Source organism: Blautia liquoris, from assembly GCF_015159595.1.
Taxonomy (GTDB): Bacteria; Bacillota; Clostridia; order Lachnospirales; family Lachnospiraceae; genus Novisyntrophococcus; species Novisyntrophococcus liquoris.
The window spans coordinates 610,029-622,819 of sequence record NZ_CP063304.1 but is presented as its reverse complement, the minus strand read 5'-3'; the positions used below and the strand labels follow the sequence as shown (position 1 = coordinate 622,819).

At 43.5% G+C, this 12,791-nt stretch carries 10 protein-coding genes; all 10 read right to left on the bottom strand.

Annotated features, from left to right (window positions below; all coding sequences use genetic code 11):
• Positions 1 to 6: 6 nt before the first annotated feature.
• Positions 7 to 1,023 carry a M42 family metallopeptidase gene (locus INP51_RS02905; protein ID WP_193736250.1) on the bottom strand — a complete coding sequence of 339 codons (1,017 nt, stop codon included), beginning with the start codon at positions 1,021 to 1,023 and terminating at the stop codon, positions 7 to 9.
• Between the two features lie 13 nt (positions 1,024 to 1,036).
• The gene (locus tag INP51_RS02900; RefSeq protein WP_193736249.1) at positions 1,037 to 4,189 is read right to left on the bottom strand and encodes an alpha-mannosidase; all 3,153 of its coding nucleotides are present in this window, start codon (positions 4,187 to 4,189) and stop codon (positions 1,037 to 1,039) included.
• Between the two features lie 56 nt (positions 4,190 to 4,245).
• On the bottom strand, positions 4,246 to 4,926 hold the full coding sequence (locus INP51_RS02895) for a FadR/GntR family transcriptional regulator (protein WP_193736248.1): 681 nt from the start codon (positions 4,924 to 4,926) through the stop codon (positions 4,246 to 4,248).
• Between the two features lie 251 nt (positions 4,927 to 5,177).
• Positions 5,178 to 6,731, bottom strand: coding sequence for a glycoside hydrolase family 3 protein (locus INP51_RS02890; protein ID WP_193736247.1), 1,554 nt, complete (start codon positions 6,729 to 6,731; stop codon positions 5,178 to 5,180).
• A gap of 47 nt (positions 6,732 to 6,778) precedes the next feature.
• Positions 6,779 to 7,918 carry an exo-beta-N-acetylmuramidase NamZ family protein gene (locus tag INP51_RS02885; protein ID WP_193736246.1) on the bottom strand — a complete coding sequence of 380 codons (1,140 nt, stop codon included), beginning with the start codon at positions 7,916 to 7,918 and terminating at the stop codon, positions 6,779 to 6,781.
• Between the two features lie 12 nt (positions 7,919 to 7,930).
• Positions 7,931 to 8,626 (bottom strand): PIG-L deacetylase family protein, encoded by a 696-nt coding sequence (locus tag INP51_RS02880; RefSeq protein ID WP_193736245.1) that lies wholly within the window; start codon positions 8,624 to 8,626, stop codon positions 7,931 to 7,933.
• Positions 8,627 to 8,663: 37 nt separating this feature from the next.
• Positions 8,664 to 9,635 carry a GNAT family N-acetyltransferase gene (locus INP51_RS02875; protein ID WP_193736244.1) on the bottom strand — a complete coding sequence of 324 codons (972 nt, stop codon included), beginning with the start codon at positions 9,633 to 9,635 and terminating at the stop codon, positions 8,664 to 8,666.
• Positions 9,632 to 10,969 carry a 6-phospho-beta-glucosidase gene (locus INP51_RS02870; protein ID WP_193736243.1) on the bottom strand — a complete coding sequence of 446 codons (1,338 nt, stop codon included), beginning with the start codon at positions 10,967 to 10,969 and terminating at the stop codon, positions 9,632 to 9,634. The genes INP51_RS02875 and INP51_RS02870 overlap by 4 nt, the downstream gene beginning before the upstream one ends.
• A 14-nt stretch (positions 10,970 to 10,983) precedes the next feature.
• On the bottom strand, positions 10,984 to 11,853 hold the full coding sequence (locus tag INP51_RS02865) for an ROK family protein (protein WP_193736242.1): 870 nt from the start codon (positions 11,851 to 11,853) through the stop codon (positions 10,984 to 10,986).
• Positions 11,850 to 12,791: a BadF/BadG/BcrA/BcrD ATPase family protein gene (locus INP51_RS02860; RefSeq protein WP_193736241.1), complete on the bottom strand. Its 942-nt coding sequence runs from the start codon at positions 12,789 to 12,791 to the stop codon at positions 11,850 to 11,852. The genes INP51_RS02865 and INP51_RS02860 overlap by 4 nt, the downstream gene beginning before the upstream one ends.

Sequence of the window (12,791 nt, the reverse complement as noted above, 5' to 3'; positions counted from 1 at the left end):
TTTCTCTCATTTTATTATTTCTTCTGTAACGATGTTCAAGGGCTTTTGAACAAATTCTGTAAGCAATCTTATACATGCCCTGACATCTTCCAGATTAATAATACTATTTGGTGTGTGCCCATATCTGGTAGGTATTGAAATACCCAAGACTTTTACGCCCCCATTTGATTTGTTGATTGCCCCGGCATCTGTACCGCCTGCCCTTAGTGCATCGAGCTGGTATGGTACATTGCCTTCTTTTGCACAGTCGATCAATGACTGCGTCAGGATTTCATCACAGATTACACTGGAATCATTTATTTTTATCGCTGCGCCTTTACCTAATACCGGTGTGCCAAAATCATCTCCCGGAATGTCGAAGGAACCAGTGATATCTATAGCAATTCCCAAATCGGGATGAATACTTTCTGCTGAAGTAGTGGATCCGAACAATCCTACTTCTTCCTGTACAGTGAATACAAAGTAAATATCGTGGTACACTTCTTTTAATTGTTTTATCGTCTCAATTTGAATATAGCATGCACTTCGGTCATCGAAAGCTTTAGACATCACATTATCGCCAGCTAGTTTTATGTACTCTCCCAAAAATGAAGCACAGTCTCCGATTTGAATATACTTTTTTGCCTCTTCTTTATCTTTTGCTCCTATATCCACGTACAACTGATCAATCTCATTCGGCTTTAAATCTTGAACAGCTTTATTACAAGACACACATCCTGTTGTTCCGTTCGCAAACCTGACACGATTCATGTAAGCTACATATGGTGAAACTCCTCCTACATTTTTAACCAGAATTAATCCGTTATCCATAATTTTTACAACGCTTAATCCTATTTCATCCATATGTGCTGCAGTCATGATCTTTTTCTTGTTTTCACCACATCCTCTTTTCAGTGCGATCACATTACCCATTGCATCTCTCTTTAATTCATCTGCATATGGCGTAATCTGATCAATAATATAATCCGATACCCGCCTTTCTCTTCCACTGACGCCCCAAAGTTGTGTTAATTCTTTAAGCATGCTATTCTCCCTCCTATGCCCAATTAATTCGAAATGTTTTTATTTCATAGGGTTCAAACCAGGCCTGGAATCTCTTGTGATCACATTTATGCTGTTTTAAATCATGTTCCATCAGATCACATTCCATAACTGATTCTGCTTCCCGTCCTAACTTTATATCTGCTTTTACCCTGGTATTGCTATTTTCATACATGCGAAGAATCCATCCTTTTCCATCCTCCGCTTCCTTCATTGTCTCAATAAAACAATTTTTTTGGCTGCAGGAAACCAGACTAAATTCTTGTGGCTGACTACCTGTTTCATTTCCCTGATGAAGAACGTTTATACAAGGAACATTGAGATTGTACGCCATCGCTACTGTATTCGCTTCCTGCCATCTGCGGTCGTGTGGATATATGGAATACGTAAACTCGTGCATTCCGATATCTGCATTTTCATTTGGATATGTTCCCGATTTTATCAACGTTAGTGACATTTCACCATCTTTTATTCCATATCCATATTTGCAGTCATTCAAAAGACTGATCCCCAGTCCGTTTTCCGACAGGTCGGCCCACTTATGTCCACATGTTTCGAATTGTGCCACTTCCCAGCTATGATTATTGGAAGTTGTCCGCTCTACATTTCCATATTGGATCTCATATGTTGCATATTTTGTATTAATCTGAACCGGGAAATTCACTTTTAGTAAAACATGATGTGTCTTCCAATCTGCATGATTGACAAAATCAATCCGGGGCAGATTCTTATATAGGCAAACTTTTTGTGTCACAGTAGAATCTAAAAATTTATAGGAAGTCTCCACTACAGTTCTAAGTGGCCCGGATTCAAGCACTTTTGTATCGGAAATCCCGTCATAATCATATTTCTTTTTCTTGTAATAGGCATCGATATCCCAGTTATCCCAATTCATAGGCCTGTCTTCATATGTCGTCAGTACATTTCCGAGACGATTTTCTTTTATAAATTCTTTTTGGCTTTTCTTTTCATAAAGGGACTCTATCTGCATATCCTTGTTGAAACGAACGGAATAAAAATCATTTTCAAATTCATAGTTCCACTTATTTTTAAGGCTTTCAGGCTTTTCTCCCCGCTGAATATAAAAAGTTTTCCATCCGGTTGGGGGCAATTGTTTTGCAAAAAACAGAAACCTGTTTTCAGATATGTATTGGATCTCATAGTGATTTCCAGCCTGGTCGATAAGTCCTGATGCAATATACGCTCCCTGAGTATCGACTTCTACAATATCATCTCTCATATATCCTAATGTATTGATAACGATAATGGATTGTTTTGATGAATACACAGTCTCAGCTATCTGGCTCGCAAGTGTTTGGACAGTGTCTGAACCTTCGTATAAAATCTCTTCATATTCGTTCTCCGACTGTGTATACACGCTTTCTATTGCACTTCCTGGAATAATATCATGAAACTGATTTAGCAGGATTGTATTCCATCCGTTATCTATCACTCTCCGGGGATACTCTATGCCTAAGAGAGAAGACATACTGCTTAACATTTCCAGTTGTTCATAGAGGATTTCACTTTTTCGATTGTATCGTTTTATCTTGCTCATAGATGTATACGTTCCTCTATGATACTCGAAATACAATTCTCCATCCCAGGTTGGCATCTCTTCCTTTGAAGCAATGTTCGCATAGGTGCGATCAAAGAATTCCTGCTCGGATTCAAGCTGTATTTTCGGAATTCCAGGCAGCCCGTACTTTAATCTGTCGGCACATTCTAACATTTCCCGGGTCGGCCCGCCTCCCCCGTCTCCATATCCATAAAGCATAAGAGTATCTTCTGTCAAATCTTTATTTTGAAAACGTTCATAGGTTCCCAAAAGCATATTCGGATTAATAATCCCGGTATAAGTCGTCGTATTTCTGGTTTCAGAATAAGAGATATTTTCTCCCAGTGTCCTGTCATAATTACATGTTGTAGGCATAAATACAAAGATCTCACTACCATCAATACCCTTCCATAGAAATGTATCATTGGGCAGCTGATTATACTGGTTCCATGCAATCTTTGTTGTCATAAAATAAGGTATTCCACACTTTTTCAAAATCTGCGGAAGGGCTGCAGAATATCCAAATACATCCGGAAGCCACAAGGACTTGCTCTCTTTTCCAAACTCATCTTTGAAAAACTTATGCCCCTTTAGAATTTGCCGAACCAGGGATTCTCCATTTGGCAGGTTACAGTCTGATTCCAGCCACATGGCACCATCGACTTCCCATCTTCCCTCTGCAATTCTTTTTTTTATTTCTTCATACATCTCGGGTTCTTGTTCTTTGACGAAATGATAAAGAATCGGCTGACTGGACATAAATTTGTAATCCGGATACTGATCCATAAGTCTGAGCACCGTTGAAAAGCTTCGGATGACTTTTTCGCGTGTCTGTTCAACGGTCCATAGCCAGGCTATATCAATGTGTGTATGTCCTATGCCACTGACCTTCGGTATATTTTCCAGTTCTGTTGTATAAAACTCCTTTTTCAGCATAAGGCCGGCTTTATGTACTGACTCATAAAACTGCGTCGAATAAGGCATTCTTAAATCTATGGTTTTGGCTGCATTTTGTAATTTCAGCAGAATTTTTCTCGCATCATCTTTTTTATCTTTCATCAGGACTTTTACAGCCTGAACCGGAACCATAAAGTCGTAATAGATTTGATTCACCTGTTCGTCTAATGCCTCGATACCGGTATGAATCATCAAATCTCCCTCTACGGTTCCGCTGTACGCATATAAGGCAATATCATATTCTTCACCTGAAACAGCATTTTTTGAAATCAAAACACGTCGGTGGTTTACATCAATTCCCTGTATGATTTTACCGTTTAGATAAAAAAGCATCTGAGGATTCGTAGCGTCCCATTGCCCCTCTCTTCCGGTTGAAATCCAAAATTCAACATGTTTCTCCCTCATGGAAAAGGGGATTTGTATCTTCGTCCGATACCATCTGTGCTGATCTGTCCCCTTCCAGGGAGTATCTATCTGTGCTTGCCTCCATTCCCCGGTATCGCATACAGCTCCATCTTCCTTTTTTCCGTCCCAGATCCTATATTCCGTAACCGCAGCGGATTCCGAACAGCGAAGCTTCTCTATATCGTTTAAAATCCGTTCCATTCGTTCCAATTCAAACCGGATATCCATAACCCCTCCTCATTTTTGTCTGTTGATGTGTCTAAAACCCGACACACATTATAATGCTACCGTTCCTGAACGGTATGGTATACCATGTCCAAAATTTGATCATTTATGTCCAATGCTTTCTTTGCGTTACGTTCTTTGATGGCATTATACAAATCTTTGTGAAACGGAATTGTGTCTGTAAAAGGTTCCTTCATATCCAGAGGAAATTCCCACAATTTATCGGATAAATATCTGACAGACAACATCATCTTATATAAGACTCTGTTATGACAGTATTCGTAAATCATATAATGAAATTGTTTATCTTCAACATTTTGCCGCTCCTCTCGATGATACTTATCTAAAATCACCTTTAAAACTTTTCCCAGTTCTTCGATCTCATGCTCCGTAATGTTCTTAACGGTAAGTTTTAGGATTTCCCTTTCGAGTATCTTACGAGCTTCAATAACCTCCAGTAAAGACTCTTTCTCTTCGAGAAAGCTAAGCTGAGACAAGATTAAGTTCCTGTCATCATTCTTTACGAAAACTCCTTTGCCGTTTTTCGTTTCCAATACACCTTTTGCTTCCATCGTTTTAATAGCTTCCCGAAGCGATGTTCTGCTGACACCCATCATCTCTATCAGTCCCGCCTGAGAAGGTAACTTATCGCCTGTTTTAAGATTTTCCTCTTGTATATAATCCTGTATGAATTTAATTATTTCTGATTGCAGTGGGGTTCTGTTAATTCCTTGTCTCATTTTTACCCGTTCCTATCTTAATTACTACCTATAAGCTATCATATAGGTTGGTGTGAGTCAATGGAATTCAATATTTTCATCATATCATTCAATTTTTTACATGAATTTTTGTGTATTTTTTAAATTTCTAGGTCTTGGCATAACTAATAAAGTATATTAGTCAATCTATGTTAGAGCATCTCCGTTTGAAATCCATGAGCCCTGTTGAGGGCCTCATTGCATTCTTTTATTTTCCATTTTTAATATGATAATTATTGTTCATCCCATGTGTTTTTTATCTGTGTCTTCCGGAAATATTTTTTCAGTTCGCCAATCGTCCTGAGTGAATACTCATATAACACAACACCAAAATAATCTTCCCCGGAAATCTCTAAATCGTAAGGATTCCGAAGTGCCACAAAGGCTTTGGGAATGTTTTCTTTTTTTACGGCTTCAATTAATTTCCTCTGTCCGGCAGACAGATGGCCGTTCAACGTAGCAAGTACAAGCGCCGATTTGCCTCTGGAAGCAAGCAGGACATTCTCAATCTCCCGGTCATCGGGATTCTGCGGGATACAGACAGCTTCCCCGCCGAATGTCTTTTGCATCTCATGGGAAAAATCAAATGTATCGCTGATACTGCTTGAGGCAAGCGTCACACGGGAAGGTACCGGTCCGACAAACACAGGATTCTTTCCCAGGCAAAAAGCCCCGGATATGTTTCCATTTTGCGGAGTAATGGTTTTCTCCAAGAATTCACCTGCAAATTTAATCCGGGCTTTTGCATCAGGTTTTTCCCCTTCTCCTTGTGATAATGTCAAAAGGCGCTCTTTTTGAGCCAGGACATGGGAAACTGCCTCATCTATCCGTTCCATGGAAAGTCTTCCGTCTTCCAGTGCCCTCATTACCTCGAGGATGGCGGATTTGGCAAGAGATGACGTGTGGGAAATAAAGATTAAATCAACCCCGGCGGCAAGCGCTGCCACTGTCCCGGCTTCCGTCCCGTAAAATTCTTTTATAGCATTCATCTCCATGCAGTCAGAGATAATCAGTCCTTGAAATCCGAGGTTTTCTCTTAAGAATCCGCGAACAACCCTCCTGGACATTGTGCAGGGGATTTTTTCGGGCTCCAGAGCAGGAACCAGAATATGTGCCATGGTAACCGCAGGAAGCCCTTCTTTAATCAGGGCTTTAAAAGGAACCAGTTCCCTGCTCTCCAGCTCTCCACGGGACAAATCCACGACCGGAAGTGAAAGATGGGAATCCACCGATGTATCCCCATGACCTGGAAAGTGCTTTCCCGCACATAAAATACCCCCATCCAGATATCCCCTCATCACAGCCTTTGCGCACTGGGTGACCGTCTCAGGGTTTTCGCCGAAGCTCCTGACTCCGATGACCGGATTTTCAGGATTGCTGTTGATATCCAGAACAGGGGCAAGATTAAAATTAATGCCTGACTCCTTTAATTCATGTGCCGTGATTTTTGCCCCCTGATACATCAGATTCCGGTTTTCTGTCCGTGCCTGTGCCATGGCAGAGGGCATGACCGCACACCCTTGGGGTAAGCGTGATACGACCCCACCCTCTTCATCAATGCTAATAAAGGGAGGAACCCCTGTCGTCTTTCGTATTTTTTCATGAAGTTTTCCACATAATTTCGCTAACTGTTCCTTATTCTCCACATTGTGGGAAAATAAAATGACATTTCCCACTTTATATCTGTCCACCAGTTCAAAAAACGCATCACCCGGTTCTGTCTCCGGAAATCCAACTACAAATAGCTGCCCTATTTTCTGCTGCAGTGTCATTTCTTCTATTTTCATACGGTCCTCCTATTGTATCTGAAAATTTATCACAGAACACTTTGCTTTTAATACCTGTGGTACTTTTCCTTACGCCTGCAAAATAACTCACTGTCTCTTTCAAAAGATTCCAGTAATTCTTCCAATGATATATTTGAATCGATAATCTTATTGTTTCCGAATAACAGCTCAATACTTCGCCTTCCCCCTTCGCGGAAAGGCTCTAAGAACCGGAAATGTTCCGGATAGCAGCTGCGGAATGCATACAACAGCGTCAGACCAGTCTTTGCAGGACAAAAAGCATTTATATCTGTAATATGAATGTGTACTCCCTGGCACTCTTCCTTCTCATACTTGGAAGTTGAGGGTACAAAATAGGCGGGAGAGAAAAGAACTCCCGGCAGCTTCCTTTCATTCATATGCTTTGCAAACCGATACCCATCCACATAGGGCGCCCCAATCAGTTCAAAGGGAGCTGCGGTTCCTCTCCCCTCTGAAAGATTTGTCCCCTCGAACAGACAGGTCCCCGGATATAAAAGCGCCGTCTCAAACCTGGGCATGCCAAGACTTGGCATCACCCATATGTTTCCCGTCTCCGGAAACAGCATCTCCCGATTCCATCCCTCAATCGGAATTACGGTCAGCGGAAAATGATACTGCTGTTCCTCATATATCATCTCTGCCAGTTCTCCTATAGTTAATCCATAGCGCATGCACAAAGGATACGCCCCGATAAAGCTTTCGTACTCCGGCTTTATCAGATTTCCCTCTGCCTTTCCGCCCAAAGGATTCAGGCGGTCCATAATAATCATCTCTTTTTGGCAGCCTTCGCAGGCCTGCATGGCATAATACATCGTTGAAATAAAGGTAAAGTAACGGACACCCAGATCCTGGATATCATAGACAACCGCATCCACAAGCTCCAGCATTTCTTCTGTAAGACGTTTGGAATCCTTCCGGTACAGACTGAACACCGGTATCCCTGTATAGGGGTCAGTATAGCTGTCCACGACATCCCCTGCCCCCACATTTCCCCGGACACCGTGCTCCGGGGCAAAGAGTGCACGCAATTCATATTTTCCTGCAAGTATTTCTATCGTAGAGCAAAGCTTCTGGTCTACTCCTGATATCGATGTGATAAGACCCAGCCTTTTCCCACGCAATACCTTATCATATTTGCCAATACAGTCAATTCCATTTTTTATCATACCGGCCTCCAATCAAAACTCATGTACTGTGATCCTCTTATCCTCTTCATTTACCGCAAAAGCCTCGGCATATTCTGTTCTTGCCAGACAGCCATTGCATCGCATAAGATGGGCATAGTAATCCATATAGGGAAAGCTAGGGCTGTTCACCGCAAACCAATGCAGCCGGATGGCTTTTTTCCAAAGCTTGAATCCCTCCCGGCTCACCACGGTATAGACATATGGCTGAAATTCAGGAGAATCCTCCCAATTCTGCGCATAGTACGGCCCTTTTGCAAAATGAGCCTTATCCTTTCGTATGATTGCAGGCAGCCCGGCGTAAAACTGTGCATCCCTGACGATTCTGTGCGTCAGCTCATGATCCTTATGCATGCTGTATTTCCAATGTGTCATCAACGCTTCCGGCCTGTAGCTGCGTATCAGATCACACACCTGATAGCGGACCTCCTCATTATCCGGCAGCTCCCCGTCCACATAGGGAAGTACAACCGCTGTTCCACCCAGGACTCCGGCAAAACCTGCTGCTTCCTCTTCTTTTTGCTTCCGGTATTCCTCCACCGTAAGATGAGGCGGATTTCCCCTTTCCCCACCGGTCAGTGCCACTGTGATGACTTGATATCCTTTTAAAGCATATGTAGCTAATACACCTCCGCAGGTCAGCTCCACATCTCCTATGTGCGCCCCTATCGCCATAACTGTTTTTGCCATATCATACCTCCTCGTTCTGTCTTTAATCGTACTTTCTTTAATCTTCCTTCCTCATATCAGCCCAGGTTCTTACGATGGAGAAACCCGCATCCTCATATATGTTTCTGGCCGGATTATTTTCTCCCGTGAAAAGGGTCATATAGGATGCCCCCTCTTTTTTAAGCGTCTGACACAATTCGCAAAACAATACTTTAGCCAATCCTTTTCCGCGAAAATCCGGGTCAATTCCAATTCCTGCAAAATACCCTCTTCCATTCTTTTCAACATCCAACGGTCCCGTGAAACCACATACCCGCTTTTCATAGAGCGGAACCAGAATCGGACGTCCGCCTTTTTGACGTGATGGTTCTCCAAGTATCTCCCGCTCCCACATGGGATTTCCGAATCTGCGCAGCATCTCCTCCATCCCGGTATGTATCCTCTCATCATATAGATCCAGTTTAAATCCTGCATGAGCCAGTTCGTTCTTCTTATCCTCCATAGCCTTGGGGTAATGATAAGTATTCAAAGCCGTGTAGTAGCTGTTCTGCATGGAAAAATCCCGGTATCCGCAGTTTTTCAAGAAAAGATATGCACCGGATCCGACATCCACACCCGGCATATTCGGATGTTCCGCGCCCCTCCTCCACGGAATAACCCAGGATAACGTTATCGGATTAAAAAAGGAAATTTCCAGTCTATGCCGTTTCCCACGAGCTATCAGCTCCTGCTCAAGCTCATTTAAAATCCATCTGCCAAGCCCCCTGCCCCGTTCCTCTTCTTTCACAATCACCATGGTAATGAAGGTCTTCTGTATGCTTTCATCCAGACACCCAAAGGCAAATGCCCTTCCCTCTTCTTCCAACAGATTGACAGCTGTAATTCCTTTCCGTTCCGGGAAAAATGTATCCTGAAATTTTTCAAAGCTCATTTTCTTAGAAAGCATATCCCCGTTTTGTACCGACTGCGCAAAAAGTTGATATGTTTTTACAAGTAACGGTGAATCCTTCTGTACATGCACTGTCCTCATAGCTGCTCCTCCTTATCTATAGAAGTTTTGTCTGCAAAAAACCGTGGAAGATATTTCCGATGCGCCTCTAATAGTTCCTCAAGCACAACCTCTGCAGTCTTCTGTGACATGACCAGCGGATTGATCATCAATGCCAGCAGGGCTTTTTTCCTGTCACCTGTAACTGCCGCTGCACTTCCTGCTGCCTCAAAAGATTTAATTTGTTGAATCAATCCATTGACTGCCTTTGGCAGCCGGCCAACCTTTTGAGGTACCGGCCCATTTTTAGTAATCACACAGCTAACCTCCACAACTTCGTCATCCTCAAAATTTTCTATTGCACCATGGTTTACTGTATTGACCACCTGGATATCCCGCTTATCATTATAGATGGAGTTAATCAGATTACATGCTGCGTCACTGTAATAGGCCCCTCCCCGTTCTTCCAGAAGCTTCGGCTTCTGATCCAGACTGGGGTTCTCATAAAGCTTGAACAGTTCTTCCTCCACACCTTTTACAAATTCCGCCCGTACCTCATGTTTCTCAAACTTTTCCTGCTCTTCCTGGAGATATTCTTTTGTCATATAATAATACCGGTGGTAAGAGCAGGGAAGCACACCCAGTTCTTCTATAAAGTCAGGATTCCAGACAACTCCCTTGATATTCTTAACGCTCTGGCCGCCCCATAGTTTCAGTACTTCTTTTGTCACATCTTTATCATCCACAATGACTTTTGTGGCAAAGACCATATGATTCAATCCGCCGAAAGTTACCTGCACCTCATCCATCCTGCGTCCTAAAAGTTCTGCAATGGCACGATGCATTCCAATAGGCACATTACACAGACCGATGATCTTGTGAAAATCCGTATACTTATGAATCCCCTCCATCACCATTCCTACCGGATTCGTGAAGTTAATCAGCCATGCTTTTGGACATAACTCCTGCATATCCCGGCAGATATCCATAATGACTGGAATTGTTCTTAAACCCTTAAACAATCCTCCCGCCCCATTCGTTTCCTGTCCGAGAATTCCATGCGAAATTGGAATCCTCTCATCTTTAATTCTGGCCTGAAGCTGCCCTACACGAAGCTGTGTTGTCACAAACTCGGCATCTTTCAGCGCTGTGCGGCGATCCAGCGTCGTGTGGATTTCCATAGGCACCCCCGCCCTTTTTACCATACGGCGGGCCAGTCCGGCAACTACCTGCATCTTATGCTCACCCTCCGGTACATCCACCAGCCACAATTCTCTCACCGGAAGGCTGTCATATCTCTTTAAAAACCCGTCCACAAGCTCCGGCGTATAACTAGAACCGCCTCCGATTGTTACAATCTTAATACCTTTCTCCATCCTATACTCCTCTCTTAAAAGGCTTGTTTCAGAAACAAAGAAAGCGCCCCGATTCGGCCCGCCTGATTTCCTGTTTCACACACTCTGATTTCCGTATAATCCTCAAGTTGCGGAAACATGTGGTAAACAGTCTTTTGCAGATCGCCTATAAACCTTGGGGAGCCACAGATTCCTCCTCCGATCAGGACTGCCTCCGGATCCAGCAGCATGGCTGTATTGCCTGTTACAAGCGCTGCCTTTTCCAACCATACGTTATATTTTTTTAAGATATCCGGATGATCCAGATGTCCGAAGATATAGATTCCATCCACATCTCTTCCAAGCGTCCGGGATACCTCCCGTACCAGGGCCGATGTGGCTCCTGCGCTTTCACATGAAGTTTTACCATCTGTCATAGAATATCTCAGTAAGGTCAAACCAGCTTCTCCTGCTTTAAAATGTTTCCCACGGTACAGATTACCATCCAAAACAAGTGCCCCTCCAATCCCTGTGCCAAACGTTAAAAGACAGAAATCCCGAAGACCTCTGCCTGCCCCCAGCACCATCTCACCAAGGGCAGCACAATTGCTGTCGTTTTCAAGAATAACCGGGAAATCCCCTGCTGTGGAAAGCGCTTGTTTCAAATTGTAAGCCCTGAAATTTTCACCAACACTATCGTCCGTGTTTTCTCCTGTTTCGGGATTGATGAATCCGGCAATACAAACCGCCGCTCCTTCCACCTCTGTCTTGTAACGAAGTACCAATGTTTCCAGCTGCTTTAAAAATTCCTCTGGATTTTTTCTTGTCCCCTCGCTCCCTTCCTCCAGTATCCTGTATTTCTCATCCATGATGCTGTATTTTATAAATGTTCCTCCAATATCTATCGTCAGATACTTTTTTATCATCTCTTTCCCTCCGGACATGCATCGTCTGTCATCCTAAAAAGCCGAAGTGCACCGACCGCCGCTTCCCCATGGTTCATAATGATTTTTATAGAGCCGTCGTACGTTTCCAGATAGCTGCACACAAGCCTTCGTATATTCAGATTGTGGAGCAGCACACTTCCACTCAGAGCAAGATGCTTTTCCTCCGGCATCTTTCCGGCTACAGCAATTACAAGGTCGGCCAGATCCCGGGCGCTCTTTCTTTCTATCTCCATTGCGGGACAATCTCCATATGCGGCCGCCTGACTGATAAGCGGAGCCAGCGATGCCACTTCTTTTTTCGAACGGCCTGGCTGATATAAAAATTCAAGCAGGTCTTCTGTTTTTTGAATACTTAATTTTTCAAAAATCAATTTCTTAAGAAGTGTGGATTCTGCCCTTCCGTCTTCTGCGCGTACCACCGCTGAAAGCATATCTCTGGCAATCGCATAAGCACTGCCCACGTCATCAATCAGATGCCCGTATCCTCCTGCCCTGTACTGCCTGCCCGCCGCATCCCTCCCTATACAGATTGAGCCGGTTCCTGAAATCAATACCATTCCGCGACATTCCGGGAAGGCAGCCGCCAGGGCCGTTTCGTGATCCCCAAACAATCCGATACGGCAGTGGAAACCCTCCTGTTGGAACGCTTCCCTTAAAAATTGAGAAACCGCCGGGTTACTGATTCCAGCGGCTCCGATGCCGACTCCCCAGCATTTATTGATTTCATATCCAAGCGTTTCAAGCCGGACGTAAATATCACTCAGAGTCTGAAGTACTTTTTCCCTGCTCTGTCCATTCATGTTAAACGCTCCGGATTCGAACCGCTCTAAAATGTTGCCTTCTTCATCTGCAACGCAGACCATCGTCTTTGTTCCTCCACCGTCAAGTCCAAGCAGATATGGTTTTTCTTTTTTCAT